The sequence below is a fragment of the Rhizobium sp. CIAT894 genome (assembly GCF_000172795.2).
Lineage (GTDB): Bacteria > Pseudomonadota > Alphaproteobacteria > Rhizobiales > Rhizobiaceae > Rhizobium.
In genome coordinates this window covers 44160-60000 of record NZ_CP020947.1, presented here as the reverse complement: position 1 = coordinate 60000, position 15841 = coordinate 44160, and the positions used below count along the sequence as shown (strand labels likewise).

Here is a 15841-nt window from a genome sequence, read left to right as displayed (position 1 = left end):
CACTGCTTGGCCAGCTCGGCGCGCTCGACAAGGATGGAGCGTTGACGGCACGCGGCAAGGTGATGCGCGATCTGGCGCTGCCGCCGCGGCTTGCCGCCATGGTCGTCTCGGCGGGAGAAGCCGGCTACGCCAGGGACGCGGCGATGATATCAGTGCTTCTCACCGAACAGGGGCTTGGCGGAACGAGCGTCGATATCGAGGACCGGCTGCGGCGCTTCAAGGCCGAGCGCGGCGAAAGAGCCGATGCCTCGCGGCGACTGGCGGGGCGGCTGGCGAGCGGTCTCGACACGGTTGCCGCAACGGCGCCGGCGCTTGCCGGCCAGTTGCTGCTGCATGCATTCCCGGATCGAATCGCGCTGCAGCGCGGCGGGCGCGGCCGATTCGTCATGGCGAACGGGCGCGGCGCGGAACTGCCGGAAACCGAGAGGCTGGCCGGCAGCCAGATGCTTGTCATTGCCGATCTCACCGGACGGGCGGCGCAGGCCCGGGTTCTGGCGGCGGCCGAGGTGACGCGCGGCGATATCGAAACCGAACTGCCCGGCGAGATCAAAAGCGGCGATCAGATCTTCTTCGACCGGCAAAGCCGGCAAGTCAGGGCGCGGCGGGCAACCCGGCTCGGCGCGATCGTCTTCGACGAGACGCCTTTGCCGCGACCTTCCGGGGCCGCGGTCACTGAAGCGCTGGTAGAGGGCGTACGCGAACTGGGGCTCGATCAGCTTGCCTTCTCGAAGGAGGCCGTGCAACTTCGCGAGCGGATCGGGTTTCTTCACCGAACGATCGGCGACCCCTGGCCCGATGTCGGCGACGATGCGCTGCTTTCCCGGCTGGACGACTGGTTCGCACCCTTCCAGGCCGAGGCGCGCGGCCTTTCGGAGATTTCCGCGGGCGGGCTTTCCAACGGGCTGATGTCGTTGGTGCCGCACGAGTTGCAACGCGACCTTAGCCGGCTTGCCCCGACCCATTTCGAAGCGCCGACCGGCCAAAGGCATCCGATCCAATATGAGGGCGAGGAGCCGGTGCTGACGATCCGCGTACAGGAGCTGTTCGGGTTGAAGCAGCACCCGGCGATCGCCGGAGGCCGCCTGCCGCTGCTGCTCGAACTCACCTCGCCGGCGCATCGGCCTATCCAGACGACACGCGACCTGCCGGGCTTCTGGGCCGGCTCGTGGAGGGACGTGCGCGCCGATATGCGCGGCCGCTACCCCCGGCATCCCTGGCCGGAGCGGCCGGAAGAGGCGTTGCCGACGACACGGGCGAAGCCGCGTGATACATGAGAGCCATTCAGGGAGCCTCCCGGCATGATCGACAAGACGGAAAGCCATACGCGCGAGGACCGGCACAATAGCCGCAGGCTGCGCCTGCAGACGCTGGTGCGGCTGCGCTGGCTTGCCGTCGGCGGGCAGGCGCTGACAGTATTCATCGTCGCCTTCTGGCTGAAATTTCCCTTGCCTCTGATTGCCAGCTCATCGCTGATCGCTGCCCTTGCCTGGGTAAATTTCTACCTGACGATCCGCTATCCGCCGACTCACCGGCTGGAGCCGCCGGCCGCCTTTGCGCTGCTTGGCTTCGATCTTCTGCAGCTCTGCGCGCTGCTCTTCATCACCGGCGGCCTTGCCAATCCGTTCGCAGCGCTTGTCTGCGTGCCGGTTATCATTTCCTTTGCTTCGCAGCCGATCCGCTACAGCACGGCGTTGATCGGCTTTGCGATGGTCTGCATCACGGTGCTTGCCTTTTCGCCCTTTCCGCTGCCGTGGTTCGACGGCGTCGAGATCAACGTCCACAATGTCATGCAGTTCGGTGTCTGGTGCTCGATCGCCTCGACGATGGCCTTCGCCGCCTTCTACGCCTATCGGGTGTCGATGGAGGCGAGCCAGCTTGCCGATGCGCTGGCAGCGACCGAACTGGTGCTGCAGCGGGAAAAACATCTTTCGCAGCTCGACGGACTGGCGGCCGCAGCCGCACACGAGCTCGGCACGCCGCTCGCGACGATCAGCGTCGTCGCCAAGGAAATGGAGCGAGAACTCAAAGACGACGATCGTTTCCGCGAGGACGTGATGCTGCTGCGCAGCCAGAGCGAACGCTGCCGTGACATCCTGCGGCGGCTGACGACGCTCTCCTCCGAAGGCGAGGCACATATGCGCCGCCTGCCGCTTTCCTCGATGATCGAGGAGATCGTGGCACCACACCGGGAATTCGGCATCACGCTGGAGCTGATCGAAAAGAGCCCGCGCAAGGACGAGCCGGTGACCGACCGCAACGCCGGCATCATGTACGGGCTTGGCAATCTGATCGAAAACGCCGTCGATTATGCGCGGGAGAGAGTGATCGTCACCGTCGAGCATGATCACGATAAAGTGCTGATCGTCATCGAGGACGACGGCAACGGCTATGCTCCCGACATTCTGACCCGGATCGGCGAGCCTTATGTGACCAAAAGGCAGAAGGAGGATACGGCCGGCGGCCTCGGTCTCGGGCTTTTCATCGCCAAGACGCTGCTGGAGCGCTCCGGGGCATCGCTGATCTTCGAGAATCGCGACCCGGACAGTGCGGGCGCACGGATCCGAATCGAATGGCCGCGCATGCTGATCGACGCAAATTCGACAAAATGACTTTGTCGGCATAAACAGAATAGAGCGGTTGACACAGATCGGGCGTTGAGCCGCCGGGACCGAGACGATGACAGAACAGAATCATGAAAATTTCGCGGCGTCTGATGAAGACCATATCGGCCCTGACGCCAGCCTGCTGATCGTCGACGACGACGGACCGTTCCTGCGCCGCCTCGCCCGGGCGATGGAGACGCGCGGCTTCCAGGTCGAGACGGCCGAATCAGTGGCGGAAGGCGTCGCGAAATCGAAAGGCCGCCCGCCGAAATACGCGGTGGTCGATCTTCGGCTCGGCGATGGCAACGGGCTCGACGTCATCGAAGCCATCCGCCAGAAGCGCGACGACACCAGGATCATCGTGCTGACCGGCTACGGCAATATCGCAACGGCGGTGACGGCCGTGAAACTCGGCGCCGTCGATTACCTGGCAAAGCCCGCGGATGCCGACGACGTGTTTTCGGCGTTGACGCAGCGGGCCGGCGAAAAGGCGGAGCTTCCCGAGAACCCGATGTCGGCTGACCGGGTGCGCTGGGAGCACATTCAGCGGGTCTATGAAATGTGCGAGCGCAATGTTTCGGAAACGGCGCGCCGGCTCAACATGCACCGGCGGACGCTGCAGCGCATCCTTGCCAAACGCGCGCCGAAATAGAACCGCTCCAACTTTTTTGTTTTTACGCAATTCCCGGCAAAAGCGCCTCACGCTTTGCTTGGGAAAACGGCTTCGCACTTTTCCTGGAATTGCTCTAGACATCATCCACGGTAAACGGCTTTCCGCTTGCCCATTCGGCCATCATCAGCCGTTGCGCGGCGGCGCGAGAGAAATTGAGCGTGACGGATTTGCGTGTGGCGGGCGCCATGCGGTGTTCCGGCGCCTCGCGAATCATGTGGGCGCCATAACCGTCCGACAGGAAGAGCCCGCACTCCTCGGGAAAGATGTCGAGCGGCACATCCTTGTGGGTCGCGAAGAACAGGCGGTCGCAATGCAGCCTGTATTCCGGCCATTTGCGATCCACCCGGAAATCCTCGATCGACGTCTTGATTTCGATGATCCAGACCTCGCCCTTTTCCGAAAGCGTGATCAAATCGGCACGGCGGCCGCTGGCCAGCGGCAGTTCAGGCAGCACGGCATGGCGCATTTCATGCAGTAAAATCTGCGTTCCCCGCCGCACCATCATGGCCCGATCCGATTGCCGGCCGTCGATTAACGGATTGTTATTGTAAACGCTCAAAATCGTCATGGATAACCATCGCAGGGGCTAGCGTGTTGTTGCAAAAAAACCATGCGCTTCTAATTTGCGCCGCAGACGGATTTGTCGCGCCGCAGTAGCCTTGCAAAGCGCAAGTTAATCGAAAATAAACCATAATCAACGATGGTCGAAAGACTGTTTCTCCCTGCCCCAAAACTTCAAGAGTCATCTATGCGCATCCGCAATGCATTCCCTGTATTTGGCCTGCTGACAACGCTAGCACTGGCCGGCTGCTCCACCAGTTCCGATAGCGCATCCGTCGACGACAAGGGCGCAGGCCCAACGGTACAGACAGCTCAAATCTTCAACGACGCCTATGGCGTGACGAAGGATGCCGGATACTCTCTGCCGGCGATCCCGATCGACAGGGTCAAGCCGCAGTTCCGCCGCCAGGTTGTCAGCTACCAGACCACGGAGCGTCCCGGCACGATCATCGTCAATACACGCGAGCGCTTCCTCTATTATATCCTCGCCAACGGCAAGGCGATGCGCTACGGCATCGGCGTCGGCAAGCAGGGCTTCGCATGGGCCGGCACCGCCTACGTCGCCTGGAAGCAGGAATGGCCGACCTGGCACCCGCCGAAGGAAATGGCTGAACGCCGCCCTGACGTCGCCAAATATGTTGAAGACGGCATGGGTCCCGGTCTCACCAATCCGCTCGGCGCACGCGCCATGTATCTCTTCAACGAGGACGGCAAGGACACGCTGTTCCGCCTGCACGGCACGCCGGAATGGGCCTCGATCGGCACCGCTGCTTCCTCGGGATGCATTCGCCTGATGAACCAGGACGTCATCGACCTCTACAGCCGCGTCCGTCCCGGCAAGGGCACGTCCAAGGTCATCGTCATCCAGTAAGGTAGAGACCGAATTCGATATAAAAAAGGCCGCCGGAACATCGTTTCGGCGGCCTTTTATATTTCAACCGGCCTGCGCCTTGAGCTCAAGGCGGCGACGGTGAAGCACCGGCTCGGTATAGCCGCTCGGCTGCTCCCTGCCCTTCAAGACGAGATCGAGGGCGGCCTGAAAGGCGATCGAGCCGTCGAAATTGCCGGCCATCGGCCGATAGGCGGGGTCCTGCTCGTTCTGCCGGTCGACGATGGCGGCCATGCGCTTCATCGTTTCGACGATCTGCGCCTCGGTGACGACCGCGTGATGCAGCCAGTTGGCCATGTGCTGGGCCGAAATGCGCAATGTGGCGCGGTCTTCCATCAGCCCGACATTGTTGATGTCAGGCACTTTCGAGCAACCGACACCCTGATCGACCCAGCGCACGACGTAGCCGAGGATACCCTGGGCATTGTTGTCGAGTTCGCGCTGGATTTCCTCCGCTGTCCAGTTCGGCCGCACCGCAACCGGTACGGAGAGGATGTCGGACAGCTTGGCACGGGCCCGGTCCTTCAGTCCCTGCTGAACCCGGGCGACATTGACCCGGTGATAATGGGTGGCGTGCAGGGTGGCCGCCGTCGGCGACGGAACCCAGGCGGTGTTGGCGCCGGCCTTCGGGTGGGCGATCTTCTGTTCCAGCATCGCCGCCATCAGATCCGGCATCGCCCACATGCCCTTGCCGATCTGGGCATGGCCGGAAAGGCCGCATTCAAGGCCGATGTCGACGTTCCAATTCTCATAAGCCGAAATCCAGGCTGCCTGGCGCATGTCGCCCTTGCGGATCATCGGGCCTGCTTCCATCGAGGTGTGGATCTCGTCGCCGGTGCGATCGAGGAAGCCGGTGTTGATGAAGACGACGCGCTCGCGGGCAGCACGAATGCACTCCTTGAGGTTGACCGTCGTGCGGCGCTCCTCGTCCATGATGCCCATCTTGATGGTGTTGCGCGGCAGCCCAAGCGCATCTTCGACCCGCGAGAAGATCTCGACGGCGAAAGCGACTTCCTCGGGCCCATGCATCTTCGGCTTGACCACATACATGGAGCCGGCGCGGGAATTCTTGTTCCGGCCGGCCGGGCCGATATCGTAAAGGGCAATCAGGCCGGTGATGACGGCATCCATGATGCCTTCGGGCACTTCGTTCCCATCCCTGTCGAGGATCGCCGGATTGGTCATGAGGTGGCCGACATTGCGCACCAGCATCAGCGAGCGGCGATGCAGTTCGAAGGCGGCGCCGTTCGGGCCGATATAGTCCAGATCCGGGTTGAGCCTGCGGACGAAACTCGTTCCACCCTTTGCCACTTCTTCCTGCAGGTCGCCCTTCATCAGGCCGAGCCAGTTGCGATAGACGGTGACCTTGTCCTCGGCATCGACGGCGGCGATCGAATCTTCGCAGTCCATGATGGTGGTGATCGCCGATTCCAGCCAGACATCGGAAATGTGAGCCGGATCGGATTTGCCGATCGCCGTGGTCGCATCGATGACGATTTCGATATGGATGCCGTTGTTCCTCAGGAGAATGTGCGTCGGGGCGGCAGCATCGCCGCGATAGCCGGCAAAGTGCCCCCCATCCTTCAGCATTGCCTGCTCTCCATCGACCGATCTGATGGCGAGCGCTCCATCCTTGACGACCAGACTGCCGACGTCCTTCCAACTGTTATCCTGCAGCGGCGTCGCCATATCGAGGAAATCGCGCACCCAGGCGATCACCTTCTCGCCGCGCTTCGGATTGTAACCCTTGCCCTTTTCAGCGCCGTCGCTTTCGGAAATGGCGTCGGTGCCATAGAGCGCATCATAGAGCGAGCCCCAGCGGGCATTGGCGGCATTGAGCGCATAGCGGGCGTTCATGACCGGAACGACCAGCTGCGGGCCGGCGATCGAGGCGATCTCGGGATCGACATTCTGGGTCGAAACCTGGAAGTCCGATCCCTCCGGCAGGAGATAGCCGATCCCGCGCAGGAAGGATTGGTAATCATCCATATCAGTCGGAGCGCCGTGCTGGCGATACCAGTCGTCGATCTTGAACTGCAGCTCGTCGCGTTTTTTCAACAGCGCCCGATTCTTGGGCGCGAGATCATGAACGATCGCCGAAAAATCGGCAAAGAACTTGTCCGCATCGACCGCCAGCCCCGACAGCACCTCCCGGGTCAGGAAATCATGGAGGACGGTTTCGATGGCAAGACCGTTCTTATCAACGCGGCTCATGCGGCATTCTCCCTGGCAACGACTTTGAATGCTGCCACTTTGCCTGGCTTTCATTCACAGTCAATTCCGCAATAATTCGAAAGATTTATGCCGCTCGGGAAACTATGCGCGGCGTCACGCGCATCGGCAGCCCGTTCTGCGGCTGCGTCGTCAGCTTCTGCACCGGCCAGGGATGGGTCGTTTCCGTCTGGTCGAAGCGAAACCGGTGCATCATGACCGCCAGTGCGATTACCGCCTCCTGCAGCGCGAAGGTCGCGCCGATGCAGACGCGCGGGCCGGCGCCGAACGGCAGGAACTGGAAACGGCCGATACTGCCGCGATTTTCCGGCAGGAACCGTTCCGGCATATAGGCGCGCGGCTTTTCCCAGTAGAGTTCGTGACGATGCAGGGTCCAGGGCATGATGAGCACGGTGATATCGGCCGGTATTTCGACCTTCTCGCCCTTCGCATTCGTCCAGACGTCATCGGCGATTGCGGCGCGATTGATCGAAGGGGCAGGCGGATAAAGCCTGAGAGCCTCTTCAAAGGCTGCCCGGGTCACCGGCATCAGATCCAGCCATTCCACCGGCTCGGCGCCGGTTGCGAGAGCAGCGTCGATTTCCGTTTCCATCGCCTCGCGGATATGCGGGCTGTTGGCCACACAATAGAGCGTCCAGGCCAGTGCACGCGCGGTCGTCTCGTGTCCAGCGCCGATGAAGGTCAGGATATTGTCCTCGATCTCCTCCTTGGTGAGTCCGTCGGGGCCGGCCTGCTCCAGAAGCAGCGTCAGAAAATCGTCCGGTGCGGCGGCGCGGTCGGCCTTCATCTTCGCCAGACGCATATCCATGGTGTCGCGCACGATCGCCCTGAATTTCTCCAGCACCTTCTGGCCGCCGATGCGGGTGAGGCGCGGCACCCAGGAGGGCGCACGCAGCAGATCCATCGGGTCGACGCGGCCCATGCGGTGGAGAAGCTGGTTGACATCGTCGGCAAAATGGCCGCTCGAGGAAACGATTTCGCCGGAGAAAAGCGTTTCGGCAAGAATCGCAAAGGTAAGGTCGGTCATATCACTGGCGATATCGAAGACCCGGCCCGCCGAACCGGCACCCTCATATTTGCCGACATAATTTTCCGATTGCCGCAGCATCTGGCCGGCGAAACCTTTGGCGTGGCGCGGCGTGAAAACGGGGGCGACCGCCTTTCGCGACCGTTTCCAGACCTGGCCCTCCGCCGTCAGCAGGCCGTCGCGCAGGATCGGCCGCAAGACCAACTGGCGTATGTCGGACATGCGGTAATTGCTGGCATTATCGACCAGCACATGCTTGATCAGGCCGGGATCGTTGACGATCAGGGTATGTTGACCGAAGAAGCTCGTCTTGATCCAAGGCAGCGTGTAGGACGGTTCGCCCCAGAGCTCGAGCGGATTGCGCAAGATGATGCGGATGATATCAAGCCGGCTCGGCGGCACGGTGCGCGGCAGCGGTGCCGGCGGAACGAAGGGATCAGGACGCATGTCCATCGTCAAAGCCTTTCGGGGAAGATCGGTGCCCTCCCGTCAGGCCTGAAGCTAGAGCAGGCCCTTGAGTTCGTCCAGCTTGTCGTTGATCAGCCAGCCGTAATAATTCTCTTCGGGCCAAACGGTCGCACCGGAAGAGCGGTTTTTCGCCGCGAGTGCCGCGGCACGCTGGCGGGAATTGCCGACATTGTACAGCGTCGCCGTCAGGCCGGGATTGCCCGAGATGTCCATGCCGGCGATCTCCTTGTAATCGTCGATCGACCGGCGGATCGAGGCCGCGACGAAGGCGAGCGAGATATCGGGATCCATGATCGCCTTATAGACGTCGCCGGCATTCTTCTCGTTCAGCTTCGGATAACCCGAGACCCGGCTGACGAGATCGGAGAGCATCAGTGCCGTTAGCGGATTGACCTGGCCGAGGCCGAAGGTCTGGCCGGCATAGAAGGGCTGGAAGAAGACCGCGCTGAAGCGGTTGTTGGGGAAGCTCTCGCCGCCCACCGTCTTGCCGCGGAAATCGCTTTCCCAGACATCTTCGCGGCAGGTCCAAAGGGTGTAGGAATCACTCTTGCCCTTGCACTGCGCAAATTGCGGCCGCGCCACGAAATCATCGACGTTTTCGCCGTCATAGGCGAACCGGAAGCTTTCCCCGGCATAGGATGCGGCCTTGACATAATAGGACTGCAGCCGGTCGTAGGCGTCGACATTATAGGTGTGTTCGCCGACGATCGCGCCGACGACATGGATCGGATTGATACCGTAAGCGCTGGAAACCTTACGGATCTTGCCCATCAGCTCGCGATCGGTCGCCAGAAGCTCATGGACCTTTTCATATTTCAGATCGAAACTGCTCTTGGTTCCCTTGGTGCGCCGGACGGACGCGCCCGGAATATCGGGCTGCTCGGCATGACGGTTGCCCGCCGGCACCGTCTGCATGGCGAAGGCAGGCGCCGAATTCACCAGGGCAGCGGCAATCAAAAGGCTTGTCAAAAGGCGTCGCACGATCCGCTATCCCCGTTCCATCGTCCTGCTTGCGATGCGGCTGACTGGACCAGAATCTTGGCCGAATAAAGCCGGAGCGGAAAACAAAACGGGCCTTCACTAAAAAGTAAAAGGCCCGCTGTCGAGAGTGGAGTTGGTCACAATCCGGCATTCACATCGGGAAAGACATGAACCGGTGCGCCGATATCACAATATGAAGCGCGACAGATCCGTATTCTGCGCGAGATCGCCGACATGCTCGCGCACATAGGCGGCATCGATGGTGATCGCCGTGCCGCCGCGATCCGGCGCGTTGTAGGAAATGTCGTCGAGAACCCGCTCCATCACCGTCTGCAGACGGCGGGCGCCGATGTTCTCCACGGAGGAGTTCAAGTGCACGGCGACATCGGCCAGCGCATCGATCGCGTCGTCGGTGAATTCGAGGCTCAGGCGTTCGGTTTCCATCAGCGCGCGATACTGGCGGATGAGGCTTGCTTCCGTCTCGGTCAGGATCCGGCGGAAATCCTCCTTATTCAGCGCACGCAATTCGACACGGATCGGCAGGCGGCCCTGCAGCTCCGGCAGAAGATCGGAGGGTTTGGAGACATGGAAGGCGCCCGACGCGATGAACAGGATATGGTCGGTCTTCACAGGCCCGTATTTGGTCGAGACCGTCGTGCCTTCGACGAGCGGCAGGAGATCGCGCTGCACACCTTCGCGCGAAACGCCGGCGCCCATGCCGCCGTCGCGGGCGGCGATCTTGTCGATTTCGTCGAGGAAGACGATACCGTCATTCTCAGTGGAGCGAACGGCCTCGCGCTGGATCACTTCATTGTCGATCAGCTTGTCAGATTCATCGCGGATCAGGTCAGTGTAGGAGGCTTTGACCGTGGTGCGGACCTTCTTGGTGCGTCCGCCCATCGCCTTGCCGAACATTTCCGACAGATTGAGCACGCCGATATTGGCGCCCGGCATGCCGGGGATTTCGAAGCCTCCCATGCCGGAACCGGCATCGACCACCTCGATATCGATTTCCTTGTCGTCGAGTTCGCCGTCCCTCAGCTTCTTGCGGAAGCTTTCGCGGGTGGCGGGCGACGCGGTGGTGCCGACCAGCGCATCGAGAACACGCTCCTCGGCACTGACATGCGCCTTGGCCTGGACCTCGGCCCGCTTCTTCTCCCGCACCAGGCCGATGCCGACCTCGACCAGATCGCGGATGATCTGCTCGACATCGCGGCCGACATAGCCGACTTCGGTGAATTTGGTGGCTTCGACCTTGATGAAGGGCGCGCCGGCGAGTTTTGCCAGGCGACGGGAGATCTCGGTCTTGCCGACACCGGTCGGGCCGATCATCAGGATGTTTTTCGGCATGACTTCATCGCGCAGGCTGGGATCCAGCTGCTGCCGGCGCCAGCGGTTGCGCAGCGCGATCGCGACGGCGCGTTTGGCATCATGCTGGCCGATAATATAGCGGTCGAGTTCGGAAACGATCTCGCGGGGGGAAAAAGTCGTCATTGCGTATCATTCTCCTGGCGGTCCGGAGCCATCAGCGCCCGGCCGTAATTCGTCATTGTTTGCCGCGGCAGGTCAGCCGCGGCGGCGGCCGGAAGGCAAGGATTCAGCCTTCGACCTCAAGCGACTCCACCACGATATTATGGTTGGTGTAGACGCAGATGTCGGCGGCGATATCGAGGGCGCGGCGCGCAATCTCTTCGGCCGATTTATCGGTATCCATCAGCGCGCGGGCGGCGGCGAAGGCAAAATTGCCGCCCGAACCGATCGCCGTCGTGCCATGCTCGGGCTCCAGGACGTCGCCATTGCCGGTGATCGCCAGCGTGATCGACTTGTCGGCGACGAGCATCATGGCTTCAAGATTACGCAGGTATTTGTCGGTGCGCCAGTCCTTGGCGAGCTCGACGGCGGCGCGCATCAGCTGGCCGGGATATTGCTCCAGCTTCTTTTCAAGCCTTTCGAGCAGCGTAAAGGCATCGGCGGTGGCACCGGCAAAACCGGCGATAACCTCGCCCTTGCCGATACGGCGCACCTTGCGGGCATTGCCCTTCATGACGGTCTGGCCGAGGCTCACCTGGCCGTCGCCCGCCATCACCACCTTGCCGCCTTTTCGAACTGTAATGATCGTTGTCATCAAACACCTGTCTGCCCTTGACGCGGGCTACTCCACCAGGCCGCACACCGGCCTTGTTAAGCCCTATGTAAGGGGGCCGGCGCCGTTTGCAAATGGGCCGGCTTTTCTCTCGCCCGGCTTCTGGATATTTGCCGATGCGCCTGATAAGGAACGGCCTTATTCCGATGGAGGGCCAGATGGCCGAGACCGCAGCAAGCCGCACGGGCAGCGTTTCCCGCAAGACCAACGAGACCTCGATTTCCGTTTCCGTCAATCTCGACGGCACCGGCAAATCGAAGATTTCGACGGGTGTCGGCTTCTTCGACCATATGCTCGACCAGCTTTCGCGGCATTCCCTCATCGACATGGAAATCGACGCCAAGGGAGACCTGCATATCGACGACCACCACACGGTCGAGGATACGGGCATCGCCATCGGTCAGGCGATTTCCAAGGCGCTCGGCGACCGGCGCGGCATCACCCGCTACGCCTCGATCGATCTCGCCATGGACGAGACGATGACCAAGGCCGCGGTCGATCTTTCCGGCCGGCCGTTCCTGGTCTGGAACGTCGCTTTCAGCGCGCCGAAGATCGGCACGTTCGACACCGAGCTCGTTCGCGAATTCTTCCAGGCGCTCGCTCAGAATGCCGGCATCACCTTGCATATTCTCAACCATTATGGCGCTAATAACCACCATATTGCCGAGACATGCTTCAAGGCCGTTGCCCGCGCATTGCGCACGGCGACAGAGATCGATCCGAGACAGGCGGGCCGTGTTCCTTCGACCAAGGGCACGCTCGTCTGAGCCTCTCAAGGGAGCGGCGACCATGACATCAAGCTATATCTTCCTGACACCGCCCGGCGGCACGAGCGCCACGATCGACCAGACGCGGACCATCCGCGACGGCTTCACGCTGCTCGGCTTCCTCTTCCCCTGGCCATGGCTGCTGGCACATCGGCTTTGGCCGCATGCGGCCGCAGCCTTTGTGCTGCAGGGCATCGGTGGTGCGCTGATGGAGGAGCCGGGTCTGGGGCTGGCTGGAGCGGCCATTATGCTGGGCGTGAATGTGCTGATCGGTCTGGAAGGCCAGAATTTCCGCATCCGCAGCCTCGCCGCCAAGGGCTGGAACGAAGACGCACTGATTGCAGCCGATAGGCTCGATATTGCCGAGCAGGTCTATTTTGCGGACAAGCCGGCCCCTTCGGGGAGCGACGACGCCGTCACACCGGATTGGCAAAACAAGGCCGGTGCAAACGGCCCGCATGGCCATGCCACATCGCTTGGCCTCTTTGGTTTTGATGGAGGACGCTGACGATGCGCGTCGCGATTATCGACTATGGTTCCGGCAACCTGCGCTCGGCGACCAAGGCTTTCGAGCGTGCCGCTCGCGAGGCAGGCATCGATGCGCATATCGATCTCACCGACAGGGCAGAGGATGTTGCCGCGGCCGATCGTATCGTGCTTCCCGGCGTCGGCGCCTATGCCGATTGCCGGCGCGGCCTTGATGCCGTGCCCGGGATGGCCGAAGTGCTGATCGAGGCGGTCGAGAAGAAGGCGCGGCCCTTCCTCGGCATCTGCGTCGGCATGCAGCTGATGTCCTCGCGCGGACTGGAAAAGACCGTCACCCACGGCTTCGGCTGGATTCCCGGCGACGTCGTCGAGATGACCCCCGGTGATCCGGCGCTGAAGATCCCGCAGATCGGCTGGAACACGCTCGATCTGAAGCGCGAGCATCCGCTCTTCGACGGCATTGCGGCGGGTTCCGAGGGGCTGCATGCCTATTTCGTCCATTCCTATCATCTTGCCGCCGAAAATGCCGAGGATGTCATCGCCACCGTCGACTATGGCGGCCCGATGACCGCTTTCGTCGGGCGCGACAACATGGTCGGGGCACAATTTCATCCGGAAAAGAGCCAGAAGCTCGGCCTGGCGCTGATCGCCAATTTCCTGCGCTGGAACCCGTAATACCGCCGCCTTATTTCCCCTTTATGGAAACGGCGGAACAGGAGTGCGCTCGATGCCGGCGTCGCGGAAATCAGGCAAGGTGTTCTATACGCTGAGACCCTCCAGAGAAGGCCTGCCTCCCTTCTCCGACATCCGGCTTGCCGACGGAACGATCATCCGCCGTGTCGATGAGACTGTTCACAAAAGAGCGCTTTCCAATGCAGCCAAGGCGTTGAAAGAAAGGCTGGACCGATGATCCATGAATTCCTTGCCGGCAACGAGAATTCGCAGCTGCGCGCCAACGGCATCAGCGCCGGCGACATCACCGAAGCCGTGCTGGAATTCTATATCGAGGGCGAAGACGATCTGATCGGCCTGCTTGCCTACGCGCTTTACGAACGGCAGAAGCGCGATTTCGTCCTCAGCTATCGCAAGCGCAATGCCGGCCGTTCTCCCAATGAAGCGGAGCTTGCTGCCGTCGCCAGCAATTATCTCTCGACCGACCTGCGCAATACGCTGCGCGACCGCGCCTCGCAGATCCTGTCGAGTTATGCCGAGACCTATGTCGAGGCGATGGAGCCGGAGATCCGGCTGGCCGCCGTCAACAGCCAGGCGCTGCGCGAGGTGCGCGACATCCAGAAATCAATGAGGAAGCGCCTCGGTTTCTGGCGTCAGGTCCGTGCCGGTTTGACCGTCACCCTGCTCCTTCTTCTGCTTTTCGGCGCGGCCACCATTGCCGCTGTCTTTTTCCACTCGGATATCGTAGATGCGTGGAATGCGCTGATGGTATCGACCACTTTACGGACGTAGACGACATGATCCTTTTTCCCGCGATCGATCTGAAGGGCGGCCAATGCGTCCGCCTCAAGCTCGGCGACATGCAGCAGGCGACGGTCTACAACACCGATCCGGCCGCCCAGGCGAAATCCTTCGAGGACCAGGGTTTCGAATGGCTGCATGTGGTCGATCTCGACGGCGCCTTTGCGGGACATTCAGCCAATGGCGACGCCGTCGAAGCGATCCTGAAAGCAACGAAAAATCCGGTGCAGCTCGGCGGCGGCATCCGCACGCTCGATCATATCGAAGCCTGGCTGTCGCGCGGGCTGCGGCGGGTCATTCTCGGCACCGTGGCAGTCAGAAATCCCGAACTGGTCATCGAGGCCTGCAGGAAGTTTCCAGGCCACGTCGCCGTCGGCATCGATGCCAAGGGCGGCAAGGTGGCCGTCGAGGGCTGGGCGGAGGCTTCCGAACTCGGCATCATCGAGCTTGCCCGCAAATTCGAGGGTGCCGGCGTTGCCGCGATCATCTACACCGATATCGACCGCGACGGCATTCTGACCGGCATCAACTGGAGCTCGACGCTGGAGCTTGCCGACGCCGTTTCGATTCCCGTCATTGCCTCGGGCGGCCTTGCCTCGATCGACGACATCAAACGGATGCTGCAGCCCGACGCGCAGAAGCTGGAAGGGGCGATCTCCGGCCGGGCGCTTTACGACGGCCGCATCGACCCGGCCGAAGCGCTGGCGCTGATTAAGGCCAGCAGGGCAAAGGAGACCGCGTAAATGACCCTCAAGGCTCGTGTCATCCCCTGCCTCGACGTCAAGGACGGCCGTGTCGTCAAGGGCGTCAACTTCCTCAATCTCGTCGATGCCGGCGATCCCGTCGAGGCGGCGAAGGCCTATGATGCGGCCGGCGCCGACGAGCTCTGCTTCCTCGACATCACCGCTTCCTCGGACAATCGCGAGACGATCTTCGATGTCGTATCGCGCACGGCCGACCAATGCTTCATGCCGCTGACCGTCGGCGGCGGGGTACGCACCATCGCCGATATCCGCAAGCTCCTGCTATGCGGCGCCGACAAGGTCTCGATCAACTCGGCAGCCGTCAGCAATCCCGACTTCGTTGCCGAGGCGGCCGACAAGTTCGGCGACCAGTGCATCGTCGTCTCGATCGACGCCAAGCGCCGGCGTAGCCAAGCGGTCGGCGGCGACAATCTCAGCGCCTGGGAAATCTATACGCATGGCGGCCGCAACGCGACCGGCATCGATGCCGTCGAATTCGCCCAGAAGATGGTGGCGCGCGGCGCCGGCGAGCTGCTGGTGACCTCGATGGACCGCGACGGCACCAAGGTCGGCTACGATCTGGAATTGACGCGGGCGATTGCCGACGCGGTGCGCGTGCCCGTCATCGCGTCGGGCGGCGTCGGCGACCTCGACGATCTCGTCGCCGGGGTGAAAGAGGGCCATGCCAATGCCGTGCTTGCCGCCTCGATCTTCCACTTCGGCACCTATACCGTCGGCGAGGCGAAACACTATATGTCGAAGTGCGGCATCGACATGCGTCTCGACTGAACCTTG

The 15841-nt window shown here is 62.0% G+C and carries 17 protein-coding genes (1 of these 17 running past the window's edge); 11 read left to right on the top strand and 6 right to left on the bottom strand.

Annotated elements, in window-relative coordinates; all coding sequences use genetic code 11:
• The 3 genes from hrpB to RHEC894_RS00285 form a co-directional block, all read left to right on the top strand.
• Positions 1 to 1274, top strand: the 3' portion of a protein-coding gene (hrpB, locus tag RHEC894_RS00295) for an ATP-dependent helicase HrpB (protein ID WP_085735432.1). Its footprint begins 1192 nt before the window's first position; 1274 of the gene's 2466 nt are visible here — the last part of the coding sequence; the start codon falls outside the window, past its left edge; the stop codon is at positions 1272 to 1274.
• Positions 1275 to 1298: 24 nt separating this feature from the next.
• Positions 1299 to 2609 (top strand): ActS/PrrB/RegB family redox-sensitive histidine kinase, encoded by a 1311-nt coding sequence (locus RHEC894_RS00290; RefSeq protein ID WP_085735430.1) that lies wholly within the window; start codon positions 1299 to 1301, stop codon positions 2607 to 2609.
• Between the two features lie 67 nt (positions 2610 to 2676).
• Positions 2677 to 3255 carry an ActR/PrrA/RegA family redox response regulator transcription factor gene (locus RHEC894_RS00285; RefSeq protein ID WP_085735428.1) on the top strand — a complete coding sequence of 193 codons (579 nt, stop codon included), beginning with the start codon at positions 2677 to 2679 and terminating at the stop codon, positions 3253 to 3255.
• Positions 3256 to 3349: 94 nt separating this feature from the next.
• On the opposite strand, the gene RHEC894_RS00280 is transcribed toward RHEC894_RS00285, so the two are convergent.
• Complete coding sequence (locus RHEC894_RS00280; RefSeq protein WP_085735426.1) at positions 3350 to 3844, bottom strand: MmcB family DNA repair protein; 495 nt, start codon at positions 3842 to 3844, stop codon at positions 3350 to 3352.
• Positions 3845 to 4024: 180 nt separating this feature from the next.
• Between RHEC894_RS00280 and RHEC894_RS00275 the strand changes: the two genes are divergently transcribed.
• Positions 4025 to 4708: a L,D-transpeptidase gene (locus tag RHEC894_RS00275; RefSeq protein WP_085735425.1), complete on the top strand. Its 684-nt coding sequence runs from the start codon at positions 4025 to 4027 to the stop codon at positions 4706 to 4708.
• Positions 4709 to 4771: 63 nt separating this feature from the next.
• Here the strand turns inward: RHEC894_RS00275 and RHEC894_RS00270 are convergent, their stop codons facing one another.
• The 5 genes from RHEC894_RS00270 to hslV form a co-directional block, all read right to left on the bottom strand.
• Entirely contained in the window at positions 4772 to 6940 is a 2169-nt protein-coding gene (locus RHEC894_RS00270) for a malate synthase G (protein WP_085735423.1), read from the bottom strand.
• Positions 6941 to 7025: 85 nt separating this feature from the next.
• The gene (locus tag RHEC894_RS00265) at positions 7026 to 8438 is read right to left on the bottom strand and encodes a cytochrome P450 (RefSeq protein WP_085735422.1); all 1413 of its coding nucleotides are present in this window, start codon (positions 8436 to 8438) and stop codon (positions 7026 to 7028) included.
• A 48-nt stretch (positions 8439 to 8486) separates the two neighbouring features.
• A complete protein-coding gene (locus tag RHEC894_RS00260; protein WP_085735420.1) occupies positions 8487 to 9434 on the bottom strand; it encodes a DUF1402 family protein in 948 nt (315 codons plus the stop codon).
• Between the two features lie 186 nt (positions 9435 to 9620).
• Complete coding sequence (gene hslU / locus RHEC894_RS00255) at positions 9621 to 10928, bottom strand: ATP-dependent protease ATPase subunit HslU (RefSeq protein WP_085735418.1); 1308 nt, start codon at positions 10926 to 10928, stop codon at positions 9621 to 9623.
• A 103-nt stretch (positions 10929 to 11031) separates the two neighbouring features.
• Positions 11032 to 11559 (bottom strand): ATP-dependent protease subunit HslV, encoded by a 528-nt coding sequence (gene hslV / locus RHEC894_RS00250; RefSeq protein ID WP_085735416.1) that lies wholly within the window; start codon positions 11557 to 11559, stop codon positions 11032 to 11034.
• A gap of 176 nt (positions 11560 to 11735) precedes the next feature.
• Between hslV and hisB the strand changes: the two genes are divergently transcribed.
• Genes hisB through hisF form a run of 7 tightly spaced genes read left to right on the top strand, consistent with a single transcriptional unit; the run spans position 11736 to position 15835 of the window.
• Positions 11736 to 12344 (top strand): imidazoleglycerol-phosphate dehydratase HisB, encoded by a 609-nt coding sequence (gene hisB / locus RHEC894_RS00245; RefSeq protein ID WP_010033258.1) that lies wholly within the window; start codon positions 11736 to 11738, stop codon positions 12342 to 12344.
• A 22-nt stretch (positions 12345 to 12366) separates the two neighbouring features.
• Positions 12367 to 12852, top strand: a complete 486-nt coding sequence (locus tag RHEC894_RS00240) for a DUF2628 domain-containing protein (RefSeq protein WP_085735415.1) — start codon at positions 12367 to 12369, stop codon at positions 12850 to 12852.
• Positions 12853 to 12854: 2 nt separating this feature from the next.
• Positions 12855 to 13505: an imidazole glycerol phosphate synthase subunit HisH gene (gene hisH, locus RHEC894_RS00235; RefSeq protein WP_085735413.1), complete on the top strand. Its 651-nt coding sequence runs from the start codon at positions 12855 to 12857 to the stop codon at positions 13503 to 13505.
• A gap of 52 nt (positions 13506 to 13557) precedes the next feature.
• Entirely contained in the window at positions 13558 to 13740 is a 183-nt protein-coding gene (locus RHEC894_RS00230; RefSeq protein WP_010067219.1) for a hypothetical protein, read from the top strand.
• Entirely contained in the window at positions 13737 to 14294 is a 558-nt protein-coding gene (locus RHEC894_RS00225) for a hypothetical protein (RefSeq protein WP_010067220.1), read from the top strand. Before RHEC894_RS00230 ends, RHEC894_RS00225 begins: the two co-directional genes overlap by 4 nt.
• A gap of 5 nt (positions 14295 to 14299) precedes the next feature.
• Complete coding sequence (gene hisA / locus RHEC894_RS00220; protein WP_085735412.1) at positions 14300 to 15046, top strand: 1-(5-phosphoribosyl)-5-[(5-phosphoribosylamino)methylideneamino]imidazole-4-carboxamide isomerase; 747 nt, start codon at positions 14300 to 14302, stop codon at positions 15044 to 15046.
• Positions 15047 to 15835: an imidazole glycerol phosphate synthase subunit HisF gene (hisF, locus tag RHEC894_RS00215; protein ID WP_085735409.1), complete on the top strand. Its 789-nt coding sequence runs from the start codon at positions 15047 to 15049 to the stop codon at positions 15833 to 15835. It begins immediately after the preceding gene.
• Positions 15836 to 15841 lie beyond the last annotated feature (6 nt).